Below are 19,575 nucleotides of genomic sequence, written 5' to 3'. Positions count from 1 at the left end.
AAGAAAGAGAAACGCCTCACGTTTTCAATTTCTCTGTGTCCAAGTAATTATACTCGAAGCCAAAAAACAATGTCAATTAGATGAATCGCTTTCCGGAAGTTTATAAAGCGTTTCACCTTCTTTAGTTAAATAATACTCTTCCCGGGCGATTTCCGCTATGTAATCAAGGTCGTTGTAATCCTCCACCTGCTGATTTAAATCCGCTTCTTTATCCTCAAGGTTCGCCATCTGCTCTTCCATCTGATGCTGCTCCTCATTGTTGGCCGCAATGGTCTGCCACTGTGAAAACAAAGTAATTCCCATTAATATGACAACAAGGGCAGTAACAACGGTTAAAGCAGTCATTCTTTTTTTCAATCCACGGCGCTGCTTCTGTACTGAGGCTTCTTTACGGGCATCTGTCTGTGTCTGCTGATGGGAGTGCGGTCTATGAATGTTTGTTACTTTTTTCTTTTCCTCAATCAATCAAGAGCTCCTCCTTCGCTTGTCTCTGCAAGCTTTGTTGTAAAACAGGCGCTTTACAAACCGTTTACGATTTTAGTTATGTTAATCATAACGGAGCAGCGAAGGAGTTTCAACACGGTTTTTCCTCTTTATTACAGTTTTTCGCTTTATTTTTTCTGTTTTCGCAGGTTTTCTTCCATACTAAATAATAAAGCCGCCCCAAAAAGGAACGGCCGTTCGTATTATTTGCTTTCTTCTTCCATCAGTGTATACATCGATTCTGCTTCATCTTTTTTCGTTGTATCCTTAATGGCTTCCACTCTTAGCTTTAATGTGTTCGAAGCAAAGCGTACGATGATTTCATCGCCAGGCTTTACTTCCGTTCCGGCCTTCGCCTGATTACCGTTTACCGTAATGCGTCCCTGGGCAGCTACTTCCTTTGCAAGAGTTCTTCGCTTAATCAGCCGGGACACCTTTAAAAACTTATCTATTCTCATCGTTACCCCTCCTCCTTCTTCGCTTCCTGCCACCATGCTTCCGCTGTCTGCAGAAAGTTTTCTTCCTTCCAGTGCCGGTTTTCTTCATTCATTTTCCGTTCAATGTAGGCAAAACGACGGAAAAATTTCTGGTTCGTCTGTTCGAGCGCTTCCTCCGGGTGTACGTGAAAGAACCGGGCAAGGTTAACGAGCACAAATAAAATATCCCCAAATTCCTTTGAGCTGTTTTGTTCGTTTTCTGCCCGAAGCTCCGCCTTCCATTCGTCTATTTCTTCATGGAGCTTGTCCCACATCGGAGCATCATCGCCCCAGTCGAACCCGGCCTTCGCTGCCTTTTTCTGAATTTCATAGGCTCTCATGAGTGCTGGCGCTGCCTGGGGAATATCCTCCAGCACAGAATCTTCTTCGCCATCTTTGCTTTTTTCAGCTTTTTTAATCTGTTCCCACTGCGTGTTCACTTCTTCCGGAGTAGCTGCCGCTGACTCTGCAAACACGTGCGGATGCCGGCGGATCATTTTTTCCGTTACTGATTCCACCACATCATCAATGGTGAAAAAGCCTTCTTCTTCCCCAATTTGAGCATGAAGCATCACCTGAAGCAAAATGTCTCCCAGCTCTTCCTGCAGGTTGTCGTCGTCTTCAGCATCGATGGCACTTAATACTTCATAGGTTTCTTCGAGCAGGTATTTTTTCAGCGATTGGTGCGTTTGTTTTCTGTCCCACGGGCACCCGTCCGGAGCCCGGAGAGAGGCGATAATGCTGCGCAATTTGTTCCAGTCTCCGAACCGGGCAGAAAACGGCAGCGGCGGCACATAAACAGACATTAGATTATCGACAAAGTCTTCGCGGTCGAGCTCGTACAGCGGAAGCTCCTGAAGCCGTTCTGCCCCGGTTCCCGCTCCGGAAACCATGTGCACTATGTGCTCTTCCGGGTACAGATCCATCAGCGTCAGCTTCACCTCTGAAGCTGTCATACGATCGTACACCTGGGTAAGCAGCAGATGGGTCGAGACCTGGATGTCTTCCCTTTTCAGCGCTGTCGCGTCCAGCAGCTGGAAGCCTTCACTCGGATCCAGCCGGAGGGCTGCAAAAACGGGGTCTAAAAAGCTTTGGCCCCCTACGATATCGACCCGGCATTTTCCGGCATTTTCCGCTTCAAGCAGCTGCTGCACTACCATTTCTGCCACTAGCGGATGACCCGGCACGGCATAACAAAGGCCCCCGGAGGCTTTAGAAGCGTCCAGCAGTTCCTCCGTCATTAACCTGTATGCTTCTTCGAACGACTCTGTCTGTTCATAAATCCGATCAAAGGTTTTATACTCCGGCAGCTCCTCCTCCAGCTCACTGACGACTGGATGCTCCCTGGTACGTAAATACAGAGATGAAGCTGAGCGGAGACGCCGGTAAACGTCCAGGGGAAGCTGCCCGGCATCTCCTGCCCCAAGCCCTAAAACGGTAATGACCGGACGCATATCTGAATTATTCATTAGGAAGCTCCTCTCTTTTCATTTTTGCTTCCGCCTGCGGAAAGCATGTTCCACTCCTGGCGTTCGAAAAGTTTTAAGCCTTTAACAAGAGCAAGGCACAGGGCCACCCCGGCCCCTGCCAGGCCAAGGGCCCACAAGCCAGCAGCCTGCCTTGCCTCCATGCTGCCTGCAGGCAGCTGCAGTACCCACAGGCCGGCTCCAAGCAGGACTAAAAGAGTTACCCATCGAAAGTACCACCTGCCGGAAGGCCAAAAGATTAGCCGGTGCTTCTGCAGAAGCTTTCCCTGCAGAAGGCTCGTAACTGCAAGACCACAGATCGTGGCTGCCGCTGCACCAATGGCGCCAAAGGCAGGGATAAGCATTATATTTCCAACGAGCTTGATGATGCCCCCGGCCACTATTGAACCCGCAGCCAGTCGTACACAGCCTGCCCCCTGGAGAATGGCATTCGCCGTTACAACCCAGCCACTAAACAGAAGGGAAAGAGCGAGCACAGCCATAAGCTCTGTTCCTCTACTGTTTTCAAACAGCATTACATTCACAAAGCCAGCTACTGTATACAGACCTACGGCTGCCGCTCCCCCGATAACCAGACTGATCCGAAGAGCAAGACCGCCAAGAAAAACTCCTTCTTTGCCAAGAAGCGAAGGGAGTACAGCTGCTGCGAGCGCCGTAGATACTACCGTGCCGAACTGAAGAAGTGGCTGTGCCCGGTCCAGAACACCCTTCGTTTCCTTCGCCTCCCGCCCGGAAATACCATAAGCCTCAAGGCCGGGGACTACAGTAAACGCATCAATCCATTGGTAAAATAAAAACACCATAGCACCGAGACAGGCGACCACTCCTGGTATAAGCAGTTTCTTCCCCATGCTCCTATACTCTTTTCCGGCTCCCCGGAAGCGAAAAGGCAGCGGTTGACGCCGGTGCTGAAACCACCAGAGCAGCAGCAGAACCAAGGCTCCGACGCCGGCGCCCGCTATAGAGGCTCCCATAGCCCAGGAGCCTATGTCATATACTCCCTGGCCGGCCGATACTGCTGCCCAGGCAAGTAACAAAATAAAGCTTACACGGCACATCTGCTCCACTACATGTGATAAAGCTGTCGGCTCCATTCTCCCTATCCCCTGGTAATATCCGCGCCCAAGCGAAAGCACAGGCACGAGGAGAAACACGAATGAAGTCATGCGCAGCACCGGTGTAAGCTGCCCGTCTCCCATGGCGCCAGCCACCAAAGGTGCAAAAAGAAACAAAAGAACAAAAGCCAAAGCCGCCGCAGATACCAATACCATTCCAGCCGCTTTCATCGTTTCCAGCCGCTCGGATGCTTTTTTCTGCTGGACCATTTCCCCGGCCAGCACAGCCGGAAAGCCGTAAAGAGCGAGAATCATCGCTATACCGTAAAACGGGTACACCTGCTGATAAACATAATAACCAATATCTCCGGTCATATTCTGGTACGGAATCCGGTAAACAGCGCTGAATATCTTTCCTATCAAGGCAGCTGCTGTCAGCAGGGAAACGCTCTTTAGCAAACGGGCGAAAGAGCTTTTGTCATTAGTCATCTTCGATCCCTTCTATCCACCCGCTCTATTTCGGGGACGTTGTTTCTTCCGGCTCTTTTTTTGCTTCCTGCACGCCTTTGACGACCGCCTGCACGGAAGTGAGAATTTTCATTTCCTCGAGCCGCTGGTGCTGCACTGATATCTGAATCTTTTTCCCGCTGGTCCCAATACCAATATGACGTCCCAGGTCATTTACAAGTCCGAACAGCGAAGCGCCGTCTGCTTCACTGCTTGCTGCTTCGCCCACCAGAATAATGGTTTTGTTTGTTTCCTGGGAAATGGACTCCACTCCGGAAACTCCGGCGCGCAGACGAATATTACTGAGAATAAACAGCTTTTCCACCTCCACCGGATATTCTCCGAATCGGTCCATCATTTCACTTTGCAGATCTTCCATGTCTTCAAGTGTCTCGAGTCCCCGGAAGCGCTTATACATTTCTATTTTTTGCTTGGAGTCATCAATATAATAGTCAGGGATGTAGGCATCTGCTTTCATATTCATCTCCATCTCCGGCTCCTGCTGCTTCGGCTGACCATCTTTACGTTCTTCAATAGCGTCTTTTAGCATCTGCGAGTACAAATCAAATCCTACGGATTCAATGTAGCCATGCTGCTCTGCACCGAGCAGATTACCCGTTCCGCGGATGGAAAGATCTCTCATGGCAATCTTAAAGCCCGAGCCAAGCTCCGTAAATTCCTTGATCGCCTGCAGCCGCTTTTCCGCCACCTCAGAAAGCACCTTGTCGCGCTGGTACGTGAAATACGAGTAAGCTACGCGGTTGGACCTGCCCACCCGGCCGCGGATCTGATAAAGCTGGGAAAGTCCCATACGGTCAGCGTTGTTAATAATAAGCGTATTGACGTTTGGAATATCGACCCCTGTTTCTATAATCGTCGTTGTGACCAGTACATCCTTATTGCCCTCTAAAAACTCTACCATAACCGATTCGAGCTCCTGCTCATTCATCTGCCCATGGGCGTAAGCAACCTCTGCCTCCGGCACAAGCATCGAAATCTGGTCAGCCATCCGGCTGATGTTATCCACCCGGTTATGCATAAAATACACCTGGCCGCCGCGGCTGATTTCGCGTTCTATAGCTTCTTTGACCAGCGTCGGATTGTATTCCATCACATACGTCTGGACTGGAAAACGGTTTTCCGGGGGAGTCTCGATGACAGATAGATCACGAACGCCAAGCATCGACATGTGAAGCGTTCTTGGAATCGGCGTTGCCGTCAGCGTTAATACGTCGATATTTGCCTTGAGCCGTTTGATTTTCTCTTTATGAGTAACCCCAAACCGCTGCTCTTCATCGACAATCAAAAGCCCTAAATCATGAAACTGTACGTCTTTAGAAAGCACACGATGCGTGCCGATCACAATATCGACACTTCCTGCCTTCAGCCCCCGGGTCGTTTCATTCTGCTGTTTTTTCGTACGGAAACGGCTCATCAAACCGATGTTAATCGGCTGTTCGGCAAAACGTTCTGTGAGCGTGTCGAAGTGCTGCTGGGCTAAAATCGTTGTTGGAACCAAAATGGCCACCTGCTTGCCATCCATCACTGCTTTAAACGCCGCCCGTATTGCCACCTCTGTTTTTCCGTAGCCAACATCGCCGCACAGGAGGCGGTCCATTGGACGTTCACGCTCCATGTCTTCGCGGATTTCTTCAATTGCTTTGATCTGATCCTCCGTTTCCTGATAAGGGAAGGTAGCAGCAAACGCCTGCTCCTCCATCGCATACCGGTTAAAGGCGTGCCCCTTCGTAGCCTCCCGCTCCGCATACAGCTTGATCAGGTCATCGGCTATGTCTTCAACAGAGGATTGTACTTTGCGCTTTACACGCTTCCAGTCGTTGCCGCCGAGTTTATAGATTTTAGGATCTTTTTCTTCTGAGCCCACGTACTTTTGAACCTGATCAATCTGCTCAACCGGGACATACAGTTTGTCATTGCCCGCATAGGACACGTTCAAGAAGTCCTGGTGCACTCCTCCCACGTCCAGGGTTTCCATCCCCAGATATTTTCCGATGCCATGATTTACGTGAACGACCAGGTCTCCCACCTGCAGCTCCGAGTAGCTTTTGATGCGTTCAGCATTGTTCAGCTTTTCGCGGCGCCTTGAGCGGCGTACCTGCTTGGTAAACGTCTCCTGCTCTGTAATGACGGCAAGCTTTTCAAGCGGAAGTTCAAATCCGCTGTCGAGCCGCCCCTGTACAATAGCAGGACGTCCCGGCGTAAATGGCCCCTCCTTGTTTGCCCGTTCTGCTTCTACTCCGTAATCATCGAGAATTCTCTGCAGCCGCTCGAGCCGGTCCTCTGTCTCAGCGGCAAAAACGATACGAAATCCGCCGTTCTGCCAGCGTTCAATTTCATTTTTCAGTACCGGCAGCTGGCCATGAAACTGCTGCATTGCCTTGCTCGTGACGTTCGCCACCCGGCGAGGATGAAACTCGGACAAACTACGGGTAAATAAAGAAAAAAGCACCTTCGGAAAATCGATGGCTTTTATCAGCTTATGAAACGGCACCGAAAGCTGCATTTCTACCGGGAGCTCTCCCTGCTCTACCATATTTGTCCGCCACTCCGCCTCTTCTTCATCCAGGCGTTCTGCTGTTTCCTGTACCCGGCTTACTTCATCGATAAAAAAGATGGTTTCCGGGGGAAAGTAATTGCTCAGGGTAGCCGGCTTTTCATAGAAAAACTGCATATATTTGTACAGGCTTTGGAAGCGCACGTGCTGCAGCAGCTGCTCCCGCTCTTCCGACAGGCGCTCCTGCACCTTCTGCTTCACACTCTCGTCCTTGACCGTTTTCAGCGTTTTGCTCAGTCCGTCCTCAAGGTGAGCGGCTGCCCGCTGAAATTGCTCCGGATAAAGGATGGTTTCCTGGGCTGGGCTGATAGTGACCTTAGTAATCTGTTCAATTGTCCGCTGGTCCTCCGGATTAAATAAACGGAGAGAATCAACTTCTGTATCAAACAGCTCCAGCCGCACTGGATTGTCCGCCGTCAATGAGTAGATGTCGATAATACCGCCGCGGATGCTGAATTCACCAGGAGCAGCCACCATATCGGCACGCTGATAACCGGAAGCATAAAGAAACTGCTGGAACGCATCCAGGTCAAGATCGTCACCGGCATGCAGCGGCCACTGGGCTGCTTCCCAAACAGCAGGCGGAGGCAGCAGACGGCGAAGGCCGGCCACCGGGCTCACAATAATTCCGTCAAAACCGCTGGCCAGACGGTCGAGCACTTCAATCCGCTGCGATCTCATTTCCGGGCTTGCTACTGCAATTTCAGCAGAAATAAGCTCATTGACCGGATATATTAATACGTCCTTCTCGGACCATTCCAACAAATCATCGTACAGCTTCTGCGCCTGGTACAGCGTATGCGTCACTACCAGCTGAGGCTGTTGCGTCTTCTCCTGGGCAAGCGTCATAAACAACGTTCTTGCCGATCCGCTGAGCCCTGAAATCAGCTGCTCCGGAACTCCGTTTTGGAGGTCGCTGATAACTTCCCTGATCTCCGGGTTGGAGGCCAATATCGATGGTAAACCCTTCATGCTCGTTCCTCCCTATTTATGGCGGTTTCTTTTTTTATCACGCAAAAGGAGAGCGGAACTTTCCAGTCCCACCCCGTCCTTCTATTAATTAAACTCATTCATCACTTCATCAAATGATTTACTGCTCCATGCTTCCGCCGAGGCTGCTGCCTTTTTGACGGCCTCATCCATCTGTTTTCTCTCTTCTGGTGGAAAGGCGCCAAGAACGTAGTCAATTACAGACGCCTTCTCCGGCTTTCCAATTCCTATGCGCAGCCGCTTAAACTCCTTTGTACCCAAATGCTCGATTAACGAGCGTATGCCGTTATGGCCCCCGTGGCCGCCTTTTTTACGCAGGCGCACCGTCCCAGGAGCCAGATCCAGATCATCATACACAACTAAAACGTCTTCTGGGGACGCTTTATAGAAATCAAGCATCGGGCCTACTGCTTCTCCTGAAAGATTCATATAAGTCAAGGGCTTTACCAGTATCACTTTTTCGCCCCTTGCCATTGTTTCGGCAGTTTCGCTTCTCCACTTGCTCTTTTTCCATGACAGCTGCCACATGGAAGCAAGTTCTTCTACAGCTTCAAATCCAACGTTATGGCGTGTCTTGTTATATTTTTTACCCGGGTTGCCTAACCCGACAATAAATTTCATGCTGGTCCCCCGCTCTGTCTCGTACGTATAATGTTCAGACTGCTTCTTCATATTATACTAAAAAAACTGCTTTTTGACGTTTGAAACAATTGCAGTGCCTCTTTTAATTTAAGGAATGTCAGCTTAAGAGCACAGCATAAATAAAGATCGCAGGGCGCCTGTCAAGCAGCGTCGCCTGCGATCTTTATTTATGACGGAAGGCAGTACGCCCTCCGTCAGCTTTGGCACAGAAATTATGAATTGTTGTCTTCGCTGCCGCCTTCTTCAGAACCTTCTTCGGATTCTTCATCCGCATCTACAAGCTCAGGCTCTTCCGCTTCTTCTTCGCCTGGCTCTTCCGGCTCTTCTTCCGGTACAAGAACTGTAACAATCGTTTCTTCCGGCTCACTCGTAATCGTGTAATTCAAGCCTTCTGGAAGATCTGCTACCTGAATCGAGTCGCCGACATTCAATGTCGAAATGTCCACGCTGATGCTGTCAGGAATTTCAGCAGGCAGTGCGCTGACAGTAATATTGAACATCATGTGGGAGACAACGCCGCCGTCTTTTTCCCCTGGCGCTTCGCCTTCGAGGCTTACAGCAACGTCTGCTTCCATTTCGGAAGTCATGTCTACTTCAAAGAAGTCAACATGGATAAAGTAATCCTTGATGGAGTCAACCTGCATATCATGCACGATGACCTGGTGCTTTTTGCTTTCGCCTTCAATAGTCAGATCAATGATGCCGTTCTTTCCGGCTTCACGGATCGTTTTCAGGAATGTAACGTTGTCGACAGAGATAGGCTGGCTTTCCGTTTTCTTGCCGTAAATAACGGCTGGAATCGTGCCCTCTCTGCGGAGTTTTTTCGTCACTGACTGTTTTGTTTCAGGACGACGAGCTGCAGTTAACTGCGTAGCCATGGTATTCACCTCATAATTAAATTTTATTTTAACGTGTTCGCGTAATTTTGCCCACTTGAGACAGAATTATACCAGAATCCACATCAAAAATCAATGGCTTATTCAAACCATTGATTTTCTTGTAGATTAATTAAACAAGCGGCTGACCGAAGTCTGCTCAAAGACATTAATAATTGCTTTAGCCATAAGCGGACCGACGGAAAGCTGTGTTACTTTATCGATATTTTTCTCTTCCGGGAGCACGATGGAGTTTGTTACTACAAGCTCTTCAATCCTGGAATTTTCGATTCTTTCTATTGCCGGTCCGGATAGTACCGGATGCGTGCAGCACGCATAAACATTGTTTGCGCCCGACTCGATTAACGCATCCGCTGCAAGAGTGATCGTTCCGGCGGTATCAATAATATCATCAATAATGATTGCCGTTTTGCCTTCTACGTCACCGACAATATTCATGACCTCTGAAACGTTTGGACGCGGCCGGCGCTTATCAATAATCGCGATAGGAGCCTTTAAGCGGTCTGCCATTCTGCGTGCGCGCACCACGCCTCCGTGGTCAGGCGATACAATAACGAGATCCTCCAGGCCTTTTTCGTTGAAGTGACGGGACAAGATAGGCTCTCCCTGCAGCTGATCCACCGGAATATCGAAGAATCCCTGAATTTGCGTTGCGTGCAGGTCCAGACTCAAAATTCTGGTCGCTCCAGCTGTTTCCAGCAGATTGGCAATCAACTTGGCTGTAATAGGCTCTCTCGCCCGGGCCTTACGGTCCTGACGTGCATAGCCGTAATAAGGGAGGACAACGCTGATCGTTTTTGCCGAAGCCCGCTTCATGGCATCGATCATAATCAAAAGCTCCATAAGATGTTCATTGGCCGGGTCTGAAGTTGACTGGACCAAAAAGACATCGCAGCCGCGGATACTTTCTTCAATATTTATCTGCACTTCTCCGTCACTGAATCGTTTTACAGAGCTGAGCCCCATTGTTGTACCGATCTGTTCAACAATTTCCTCTGCGAGCCTTGGATTCGAGTTCAGGGTGAATACTTTCAAATTGGAGCGATCCATCGTGGACATTTTTTAATTCCCTCCGTCACTTGTTTTGCTTTTTATCTGCATTTAATTTTTCACTTACATAGTTTTCTTTATTCGTCTGCCTTGCCCGCGCAATGGAAAGCGCATCCTCCGGCACATCCGAAGTAATAGTGGAACCTGCTGCTACGTAAGCGCCTTTCCCAACGTTTACCGGAGCTACAAGATTGGAGTTACATCCGATAAACACGTTATCTTCGATTTTCGTTAAATGCTTGCCCATACCGTCGTAATTAACAGTAATGGAGCCGCAGCCGATGTTCACATTTTTTCCTACCTCTGCATCTCCAATGTAGCTGAGGTGGGACGTTTTGCTTCCCTGTCCGATGGAAGCTTTTTTGATTTCAACAAAATTGCCGATTTTGGCTTCATCACCGATTGACGAAGCCGGCCGGACGTGGGCATAAGGGCCGATTTGTACGGAGTTTCCTACCTCGCTGTCCGTCACTGTCGATTGACGGACCACTGTTTCGCTGCCAATGACTGCGTTGCTGATTTCTGAATGCGGGCCGAGCTGGCAGGAGGTTCCTACATGTACACTGCCGCGGAGAATTGTTCCGGGCTCAATTACTGTATCAGCGCCGATCACAGATTCCTTAGAGATATAAGTATTCTCCGGATCAATGATAGTTACTCCCTGTCGCATCCAATGTTCATTAATGCGGCGCTTCATGGCTTTTTCAGCCTGGGATAAAGCCACGCGATCGTTCACCCCGATTGTCTCAGAAAAGTCCGGGGTGGTCCAGGCAGATACGGTTTCCCCCTTCTCCTGGAGGATACCAATGACATCAGGAAGGTAATATTCACCTTGCACATTATTGTTATCCACCTGGCTGAGAGCATGAAACAGCGCTTCATTGTCAAAGCAGTAGGTCCCCGTATTAATTTCCCGGATGCTTTTTTCCGTTTCATCTGCATCCTTATGTTCAACGATCCTGACAACTTCCCCGCTGCTGCCCCGGATGACCCGCCCGTACCCGGCAGGGTCGTCTGCTACGGCTGTTAAAATGCTTGCTTTTGCTTCCATTTGTTCATGATGATCCATCAGCGCCTGCATCGTACTTCCCTGGATCAATGGAGTGTCTCCACACGCAACGATAGTCGTCCCCTTTTTACCTTCAAGCATCTTTCTCGTCTGCATTACAGCATGAGCCGTGCCAAGCTGTTCCTCCTGAAGCACATAGGAAGTACGCTCCTTTAGATGCTCTTCGACAGCTTCTGCCCCGTGGCCGGTCACCGTCACTAATTGGTCGACGCCAGCGGCTTCGAGCTCATCCACCACGTGCTCCACCATCGGTTTTCCGCAGACAGGGTGAAGTACTTTATAGAGGCTGGATTTCATGCGGGTGCCTTTTCCGGCAGCTAAAATAACGGCATAGCGATTATTCATGTAGGTTCCTCCATATGCGCATTTTTGTCCATTAAGAATAATATCTTAAAAGCTTTCGGTTTTCAAGAATACACTATTACCTATTCTACATAATGAACAGTTACCTATCCACCTGATTCCGTTTACAGCCAAAAATAAATAACGGCCCCCTCGAGACCGTTATCGCTGCCCTGGTGCATATGATGTTACGAAGCGCCGGCTTCGTTGAAATTTTTTTCTGCGGGTTGCTGCTCCTGCTCGTTATATTCTGCCAATACAGCGGACTGGATCTTCTCTCTCGCTGCTGACGAAATAGGATGGGCAATATCGCGGAATTCCCCATCAGGGGTGCGTTTACTCGGCATAGCAACAAAGAGACCGTTATTTCCATCAATGACCCGAATATCATGGACCACAAACTCTTCATCAAATGTAATAGAAGCAATCGCTCTCATCCGTCCATCAGTATTTACCCGGCGCAGCCTGACATCTGTTACCTGCATATTTTCACCACCTTCGATTTATTAACCTTCTCATCTATATGTATCTCCTCTTCCACGTAAAGCATAAAGAGGCTGGTTATTGATTTCTACATTATTGCGCTGAGTCCTGCCCGGACAAAAAATCGCCTGCAAATATTTTAAATTTTAAAGTATATAAACATGTATTCAGTATAACGATGTTTTAATTATGTTACCACATCTTTTTACTCGAACTAAAAGTCCTGCATTTAAAAATCCTTCCTTTATTCTTCTTATCGGCTTGTCACATACTCTTTTCTACCTATATCGTAAAAAAAACAGCACTCCGGCTGCCATTCGCTCAGGCAGCACAGAGCACTGTAATTCAGGAAGCAAGTAAAGCAATAACTTCAATTTCCACTTTTACATCCTTAGGGAGACGGGCCACTTCGACACATGAACGGGCCGGCTGGTGTTCCTGAAAGTAAGACCCATACACTTCATTAATAACCGGAAACTCATCCATATCTTTAATGAATACTGTGGCTTTAATAACATGATTCAGCGAAGAACCGGCTTCAGCGAGCACTGCCTGCAGGTTTTGAAAAACCTGGTGCGTCTGTTCTTCAACACCGCCGCTTACGATTTGGCCTGCCGGCGTCAAAGGAATCTGGCCGGAGCTGTAAAATACATTATTCACCTTAATCCCCTGCGAATACGGGCCGATAGCCTCTGGTGCCTGCTTAGTGAATACTTCCTTCATCTTGATCTCTCCTTTTCCAGCTTTGTTAGAAAATTGCCGGGAACTACGCGAATGTTTTTCGTCTTTTCATTTACCTCTTCCACTCTTGCAATGCTTACGTAATCATCCACCAGCCGCTCTCCCGCGCCTTCGGCCTCTACAAGCACTCCGATGCCTGCCACGTTCGCCCGGAACTCCTGCAGCAGTTCTATCATTCCGCTTACCGTACCGCCCGCTTTCATGAAATCGTCCACCACAAGTACGTTGGATCCTTCCGGCAGGCTCCTCCGCGCGAGAGACATTGTCTGGATCCGTCTCGATGAACCTGATACGTAGTTAATGCTTACTGTCGAGCCTTCCGTGACCCTGTGGTCTCTTCGCACAATACTTACAGGTACGTCAAGGTATGTACCAATCGCATATCCAAGAGGAATGCCTTTCATAGCCACAGTGACAATGGCATCAATCTGCCTGTCTGCAAAAACAGAAGCAAACATTTTCCCCACTTCGTTCATCGTCCGCGGGCGCCCAAGAATATCCATCATATATAAATATCCTCCAGGCAGCAGCCGCTCTTTATTTTCGAGCTTTTCACACAGGTCTCCGACAAAAAGCTCCGCGGCGTTTTTTTCCATTTTCGGCACATATCGCACGCCGCCGCTCGCCCCTGCCACCGTACGCAGTGCCCCGACGCCCTGTGTTTCAAAAATTTCTTTAATGATAGTCAAATCTTCACTTACCGAGGATTTGGCAGAATCATACCTCTCTGTAAAATAACCAAGAGAGATAAGTTCGTGTGGATGCTGCAGCAAAAAATTGGTCATATCAACCAACCGGCCGCTTCGTTTCAGTTTTTTCATGCTTACCTCCGTAAAATCCGAATATTTAGCAAGAATATACCATTTTCATACGGATTTTATCAAGCGTTTCGGTTGTTCAACAGGCGAACCGCGTACACTTGGGAGCAGAAGCCACGCAACGCATTATACACACGGCTTACTTTACTTTCCTTATCCACCAGCCCGAAAACAGTAGGACCGCTGCCGCTCATCAGTGCAGCATCTACACCGGAATCGAGCATGCGGGCTTTAATCTGGCCCACTTCGGGATAAAGCGGCAGAGTTACCTCTTCAAGGGTATTGGATAAAGAGCGGCAAAGCTGTTCATAATTGTTATTCCGAATCGCCTCCACCATCGCCGGGGTCATCTCCTGGCGTTTTTTCGCCGCGTCAATTCTGCGATAAATCTCCCCGGTGGAAACGCCTGTAGGAGGTTTAGCTAAAATTACCCAGCAGGACGGGGGCGGGTCAATGTGCTCAATCTGCTCTCCCCGTCCGGTAGCGATCGCCGTTCCCCCGTGTACGCAGAAGGAGACGTCCGAGCCGATGAGCGCCCCAATTTCTGCCAGCTCCTCCATGTCCGCACCGATTTCCCACAGCTCATTCACTCCCCGCAGCGTAGCTGCGGCATCACTGCTGCCACCGGCGAGCCCGGCAGCTACAGGGATATTTTTATGTATAAAGATCGATACGCCGTATGCAATCCGGTATCTATCCTTCAACAACTTTGCAGCCTGATAAGCCAGGTTTCTATGGTCTTCCGGAAGAAAGCCTTCCGACATCTGCACGACAATTTTTCCATCTTTTCTTCGCTCAAACTCCAGACGATCAGCCAAATCCACCTGGGCCATCACCATTTTCACTTCGTGATAGCCATCCGCCCGTTTACCTAAAACGTCGAGCGTCAGATTTATTTTCGCCGGAGCCTTTTTTGATAACTTCACCATCATTCTCCTTCTCTCATCTTCCTCCACGTTTACCGTACTTTCAACCTTCTAACATTTTAGTTGAAAAACAGCAGCATGTACAGCAGGAAAAGCTTCCCTTGCCGCTGCAGGCACACACGGCTTCAAAAATCAGGCTTTCACGCGTCTATTGGCGTCCTTTATTTAATGTGGGTTTAAAATTGAAAAAAGCTTCCCGCTTAGCGCAGAAAGCCTGTATGCTGTCCGGGGACTGCATTCGTATGTGTTAGTTAAGCCTGAAGCTCTTCTTCTTCCGTTAGATACAGTTTGACTGTCTGGGTGAGTACATCTGTATAGCTGTAAGAAAGACGTTCGACAGGATGCTGGGCTCTGTCCAGTTTGACAATAAAGACGGAAGGATATGTTTCCTCTAAATACCCGGAACGTTCGACGGTTTTCTTGCGTCCGCCATTAGCAATTACCGTGACTCGTTTACCTACTTTTAAATCCAACGCTTCTTTAATCTCCACCAATGTTTTTCCCATTGTCTAACCCACCTCACTAAAAATCATGTTAACATAACCCGGGTTAGTTGTCAAAAATTTTTCATTATAACAATTCTTTAATTTGAATGTCAATTACTAAATCTTCTTTTTCGGAATGTCTTAAAATTCCTGATAAAATGGAGCAAGTTCATTGGATAATAGAGCAAATTCCTCCATGGAGAGCGTTTCACCGCGCCTTCCCGGGTCGAGCCCGGTCTGCTCAAACGCGTGCAACAGTCTGTCTTTGCCCTCCGGTCCAGCGAGCTGGTGAAGTAAATTGTTCCACAGCGTTTTCCTGCGCTGCACAAATGATGCCCGCACCAGGCGAAAAAAGAATTCTTCGTTCACTACATGCACCGGCGGAGCGGAGCGTTTTCTCAAGCGGAGAATCAGCGAATCGACTCGCGGCTGCGGAATAAAAACGGTTTTAGGAACGGTCAGTACCCTTTCTGTTTCCGCAAAATACTGTACCGCTATCGATAAAGAGCCGTAGGCTTTCGTACCGGGGACAGCCGCCATTCGCTCTGCCACTTCTTTTTGCAGCATAATCACGATATTTTTTATCGGCAGCCTCTGTTCGAGCACTGCCATCAGTATGGGAGTTGTAACGTAATACGGAAGATTCCCTACGACGGATACACTTCGGCATTCACTCATGTGTTCACGAATAAACGCCCCGAGGTCCACCTGCAGAATATCGCGGTGGCGCACCCGGACATGCGGATAAGGAGCCATCGTTTCTTCAAGAATCGGAAGCAGGCGCTGGTCGATTTCGAACGCCTCCACCTGCCCGGCCTGTTTTGCGAGATGCTCTGTGAGCGCTCCAATTCCGGGCCCTACCTCTATGACCCCGTCCTCCGGCTCTATGCCCGCTGCTTCTGCAATGCGTGTTAAAATGTTTGCGTCGATTAAAAAATTTTGTCCCAGGCTCTTTTTAAACGCAAATCCGTGTCTTTCCAGTATATCCTTTGTCCGCCCCGGGGTTGCTATATCCTTCACGCCTTCTCCTCCTCTTCCAGTAATTGTTCATGTGCCGCGGTAAATTCAGCCTGGCTGATTTGAAACATCTCCAGCCTTTTCAAAAACTGCTTTCCATTGGCATATCCAATGTTCAGTATTTCCCCCAGGCGGGCACGTTTATCCCTAGAGCCGCTTCCTGCGAACAGCCCAAGCTCCAGAAGGTCCTGCCTTGTTACTGCTGCTGTCACTTCCGGATGCTCTTTTTCGCTGCGCACGTGCCTTAAGGCTTCCCGGATCGTTTCTGCAGAAGCGTGCTCCACACCCAGACTCTGGCCCGGACTCCCGAAGGCTTTACCTTTTGTTAAGAAAGCGTGCTTGCACCCCGGCACTCGCCGGCTTACTATCCGTCGGATTCTCTCGCCCGGAACATCCGGATCAGTCAAAATAATGACCCCTCTCCGCTCCCTGGCCAGTTCAATCCGGCGGAGCGCCTCCTCACTTACTGCCGAGCCGTTTGTTTCAATGGTGTCCGCCTCCACCGCGTTACGGACAGCTGCGGTATCAGATTTGCCCTCCACTACGATACATTCGTAAATACGCACGGTTACCTTCCTTCTAAGCCAATTTAGTCTATTGCTATGATACAGCCCGCTTTTCCATTGTTATGGAAAGAGCGGGCCTGTTCATCGTTTACAGACGAAAAAGCTGTTTAGCGTTTTTTGTCGTCTGTTCAGCCAATTCCTCATACGGAATTTCCTTCAGTTCTGCGATTTTTTCAGCTACCAGCCTTACGTACGCAGGCTCGTTCCGCTTGCCCCGGTAAGGGTGCGGCGCCAAAAACGGACAGTCGGTTTCCACCAGCAGCCGGTCCATCGGAATTTCCCTGCTTACTTCCTTAGGGAGCTTTGCGTTTTTGAACGTAACCGGACCGCCAAAGGAAATATAAAAATTCATATCCATACAGCGCTTCGCGGTTTCGGCAGTGCCGCCAAAGCAGTGCATAATACCGCCGACTTCTCCCGCATTTTCTTCCTCCAGCAGATCGACAATATCATCATGGGCCTCGCGGTCATGAATAATAATCGGCATGTTCACTTTCTTTGCCAGGTGGATCTGCCGGCGGAATACCTCTTTTTGTACATCCTTCGGAGATTTGTCCCAGTGATAATCAAGTCCCATCTCCCCGAGAGCTACCACGCGGGGGTGGCCGGCAAGCTCCTCCAGCCAGTCCAGGTCCTCATCGGTCATATCGACAGCGTCGACCGGATGCCAGCCGACTGCTGCATAAATAAAATCGTACGTTTCCGCCAGCTCTATCGCTTTAGGAATTGTATCCCGGTCAAAGCCGACAACCGTCATGTATTCAACCCCGGCTTCTTTAGCCCGTCCGATCGTTTCTGCGACTTCTCCTTCAAATTGTTCTACGTTCAGATGAACATGCGTATCAAAAAGCATCACATTCTCGTCCTTTCTTTAATTCACGACCGATCCATTTGGAAGAGCCTGATCGATAGTGGCAAGCGTCAGTTCTTTTCCTTTAGAAGCAGCCAGGATCATTCCTTCCGACCACTCTCCCCGAAGCTTCACCGCCTTCAGGTTGGTCACACAGATCACCTTCCGGCCCTTCAGATCCTCCGGGGTGTAATGCTCTGCGATGCCGGAAACGACCTGACGCTTTTCATCTCCTACGTCAAGCTGGATTTTAAGCAGTTTATTAGCCTTTTTGACCGGTTCTGCGTCGATGATTTCCGCCACCTTCAGCTCAACTTTGCCAAAGTCATCAATCGTGATTTCACCGTTTTCTTCCGTTTCCTCTTCCTCTTCTGCTTCCGCTTTCACTGTACCACCCATCGACTCAATAATATACTTCACTTCATCCTCCTGCTGAAGACGAGGGAAGACAGGCACAGCCTTACCGGCTACTCTGGTGCCTTCTTTTATATGAGCGAAGGATTTCGTCGTCTCCCAGCCTGTAATTGCTTTATCTATTCCAAGCTGTGACCAGATGCTCTTCGGCGTTTCTGTCATAAATGGCTGAATCAGTATACTGATTACCCGCAGAGATTCCGCCAGATGGTAAAGGACGGAGCCAAGCACTTCCCGCTCGCTTTCGTCTCTTGCAAGAATCCACGGCTGGGTTTCATCAATGTATTTGTTTGTCCGGCTGATAAGCTGCCATATAGCTGTCAGAGCCACTGAAAACTCCATTTCCTCCACGGCATTTTCCACCTTTGTGACGGTTGCCTCTATCAGCTCAAGCAGCGAAGCATCATACGGACTCGCATCCTTTACATAGGCCGGGATGGAGCCGTCAAAATATTTGTTAATCATTGCCACGGTACGATTTAAAAGATTGCCCAGATCGTTTGCGAGATCATAGTTCAGCCGGTCGACAAATCCCTCCGGCGTGAACACCCCGTCGGAGCCAAACGGCACTTCCCGCAGCAGATAGTAGCGGACAGCATCCAGGCCGTAGCGGTCGACAAGCGGAATCGGATCAACGACGTTGCCTTTGGACTTCGACATTTTTCCGTCCTTCATTAAAAGCCATCCGTGGCCGAACACTTTCTTTGGAAGCGGCAGATCGAGGGCCATCAGCATAATCGGCCAGTAAATAGTATGGAAACGCACGATTTCCTTGCCGACAATATGCACATCCGCCGGCCAGTATTTCTGGTATTCTTCATCGTGTTCTGTCGCGTAGCCGAGTGAAGTAATGTAGTTGCTGAGCGCGTCAATCCATACGTACACCACGTGCTCCGGGTCGCTTTTGACAGGGATCCCCCATTCAAACGTTGTTCTTGAAATGGATAAATCGCCAAGCCCCGGTTTAATAAAGTTATTGATCATTTCATTTTTACGGGATTCCGGCTGGATAAATTCTGGATTATCTTCATAAAACTGAAGCAGACGGTCGGCATACCTGCTCATCCTGAAAAAATACGATTTTTCCCGCACCTTCTCCACCGGATGACCGCTTTCCGGACTGATACCAGCGGTTACATTGCCTGCTTCGTCATATTGTTTATCCTCAAGCTGCGTTTCTGTATAAAAGGTCTCATCCGGCACCGAGTACCAGCCCTCATATTCACTCAGATAAATATCCCCGTTATCTTTCAGCTTTTCAAAAATGAGCTGGACAGCATCGCGGTGGCGGTCTTCAGTCGTGCGGATAAAATCATCGTAGGTAATATTTAATTTGTCCCACAGCTGCTTAATATTCCTGGCGGCATCATCGACGAACTGCTGCGGGCTGACCCCGTTTTCTTCCGCTTTTCTTTCTATTTTCTGTCCATGCTCATCTGTGCCGGTTAAATACTTTACATCGTAGCCTCTCAGGCGCTTGTAACGGGCGAGGGCGTCCCCCGCCACTGTCGTATACGCATGTCCGATATGAAGCTTTCCACTCGGATAATAGATTGGTGTCGTTAAATAAAAAGTATTCTTTTCTTCTGGCATGCTTATGTCCTCCTTTAAAGATATGTGGAACTCTTCCAATATAAAAAAGCCTCCGTCCGCCAAAGGGACGAAAGCTGCGCTCACGTGGTACCACCCAAATTTCCGTTATT

General features: G+C 49.1%; 18 protein-coding genes. All 18 read right to left on the bottom strand.

Going from position 1 to position 19,575, the window contains the following annotated elements; all coding sequences use genetic code 11:
• Positions 1-72: 72 nt before the first annotated feature.
• Positions 73-465 (bottom strand): FtsB family cell division protein, encoded by a 393-nt coding sequence (locus ACTTK7_RS11830; RefSeq protein ID WP_462868287.1) that lies wholly within the window; start codon positions 463-465, stop codon positions 73-75.
• Positions 466-686: 221 nt separating this feature from the next.
• On the bottom strand, positions 687-941 hold the full coding sequence (locus tag ACTTK7_RS11825; protein ID WP_322525273.1) for an RNA-binding S4 domain-containing protein: 255 nt from the start codon (positions 939-941) through the stop codon (positions 687-689).
• Positions 942-943: 2 nt separating this feature from the next.
• Positions 944-2,428, bottom strand: a complete 1,485-nt coding sequence (yabN, locus tag ACTTK7_RS11820) for a bifunctional methyltransferase/pyrophosphohydrolase YabN (RefSeq protein ID WP_462868286.1) — start codon at positions 2,426-2,428, stop codon at positions 944-946.
• Positions 2,428-3,990 carry a putative polysaccharide biosynthesis protein gene (locus ACTTK7_RS11815; protein ID WP_462868285.1) on the bottom strand — a complete coding sequence of 521 codons (1,563 nt, stop codon included), beginning with the start codon at positions 3,988-3,990 and terminating at the stop codon, positions 2,428-2,430. Before ACTTK7_RS11815 ends, yabN begins: the two co-directional genes overlap by 1 nt.
• A gap of 25 nt (positions 3,991-4,015) precedes the next feature.
• Positions 4,016-7,555 carry a transcription-repair coupling factor gene (gene mfd / locus ACTTK7_RS11810; RefSeq protein WP_462868284.1) on the bottom strand — a complete coding sequence of 1,180 codons (3,540 nt, stop codon included), beginning with the start codon at positions 7,553-7,555 and terminating at the stop codon, positions 4,016-4,018.
• An 84-nt stretch (positions 7,556-7,639) separates the two neighbouring features.
• A complete protein-coding gene (gene pth / locus ACTTK7_RS11805) occupies positions 7,640-8,194 on the bottom strand; it encodes an aminoacyl-tRNA hydrolase (protein WP_462868283.1) in 555 nt (184 codons plus the stop codon).
• Between the two features lie 233 nt (positions 8,195-8,427).
• A complete protein-coding gene (locus ACTTK7_RS11800) occupies positions 8,428-9,093 on the bottom strand; it encodes a 50S ribosomal protein L25/general stress protein Ctc (protein ID WP_462868282.1) in 666 nt (221 codons plus the stop codon).
• Positions 9,094-9,219: 126 nt separating this feature from the next.
• Complete coding sequence (locus tag ACTTK7_RS11795; RefSeq protein WP_462868281.1) at positions 9,220-10,170, bottom strand: ribose-phosphate diphosphokinase; 951 nt, start codon at positions 10,168-10,170, stop codon at positions 9,220-9,222.
• 16 nt (positions 10,171-10,186) lie between these two features.
• On the bottom strand, positions 10,187-11,575 hold the full coding sequence (gene glmU / locus ACTTK7_RS11790) for a bifunctional UDP-N-acetylglucosamine diphosphorylase/glucosamine-1-phosphate N-acetyltransferase GlmU (protein ID WP_462868280.1): 1,389 nt from the start codon (positions 11,573-11,575) through the stop codon (positions 10,187-10,189).
• A 185-nt stretch (positions 11,576-11,760) separates the two neighbouring features.
• On the bottom strand, positions 11,761-12,057 hold the full coding sequence (gene spoVG / locus ACTTK7_RS11785) for a septation regulator SpoVG (RefSeq protein ID WP_322525281.1): 297 nt from the start codon (positions 12,055-12,057) through the stop codon (positions 11,761-11,763).
• Between the two features lie 343 nt (positions 12,058-12,400).
• Positions 12,401-12,778, bottom strand: coding sequence for a RidA family protein (locus ACTTK7_RS11780; RefSeq protein WP_462868279.1), 378 nt, complete (start codon positions 12,776-12,778; stop codon positions 12,401-12,403).
• Positions 12,775-13,617, bottom strand: a complete 843-nt coding sequence (purR, locus tag ACTTK7_RS11775; protein ID WP_462868278.1) for a pur operon repressor — start codon at positions 13,615-13,617, stop codon at positions 12,775-12,777. Before purR ends, ACTTK7_RS11780 begins: the two co-directional genes overlap by 4 nt.
• Positions 13,618-13,676: 59 nt before the next feature.
• A complete protein-coding gene (gene ispE, locus ACTTK7_RS11770) occupies positions 13,677-14,540 on the bottom strand; it encodes a 4-(cytidine 5'-diphospho)-2-C-methyl-D-erythritol kinase (RefSeq protein ID WP_462868300.1) in 864 nt (287 codons plus the stop codon).
• Between the two features lie 251 nt (positions 14,541-14,791).
• Entirely contained in the window at positions 14,792-15,046 is a 255-nt protein-coding gene (locus tag ACTTK7_RS11765) for a Veg family protein (protein WP_022792872.1), read from the bottom strand.
• A gap of 120 nt (positions 15,047-15,166) precedes the next feature.
• Positions 15,167-16,045 (bottom strand): 16S rRNA (adenine(1518)-N(6)/adenine(1519)-N(6))-dimethyltransferase RsmA, encoded by an 879-nt coding sequence (rsmA, locus tag ACTTK7_RS11760; protein ID WP_462868277.1) that lies wholly within the window; start codon positions 16,043-16,045, stop codon positions 15,167-15,169.
• Positions 16,042-16,608, bottom strand: coding sequence for a ribonuclease M5 (gene rnmV, locus ACTTK7_RS11755; RefSeq protein WP_462868276.1), 567 nt, complete (start codon positions 16,606-16,608; stop codon positions 16,042-16,044). The genes rsmA and rnmV overlap by 4 nt, the downstream gene beginning before the upstream one ends.
• 88 nt (positions 16,609-16,696) lie before the next feature.
• Positions 16,697-17,461 carry a TatD family hydrolase gene (locus ACTTK7_RS11750; RefSeq protein ID WP_462868275.1) on the bottom strand — a complete coding sequence of 255 codons (765 nt, stop codon included), beginning with the start codon at positions 17,459-17,461 and terminating at the stop codon, positions 16,697-16,699.
• Positions 17,462-17,479: 18 nt separating this feature from the next.
• Positions 17,480-19,465 carry a methionine--tRNA ligase gene (gene metG / locus ACTTK7_RS11745; protein WP_462868274.1) on the bottom strand — a complete coding sequence of 662 codons (1,986 nt, stop codon included), beginning with the start codon at positions 19,463-19,465 and terminating at the stop codon, positions 17,480-17,482.
• Positions 19,466-19,575 lie beyond the last annotated feature (110 nt).

The sequence above is a fragment of the Marinococcus tarijensis genome (genome assembly GCF_054971385.1).
Note: the sequence above shows the minus strand (reverse complement) of the source record. Positions and strands in the feature narration are given on the sequence as shown.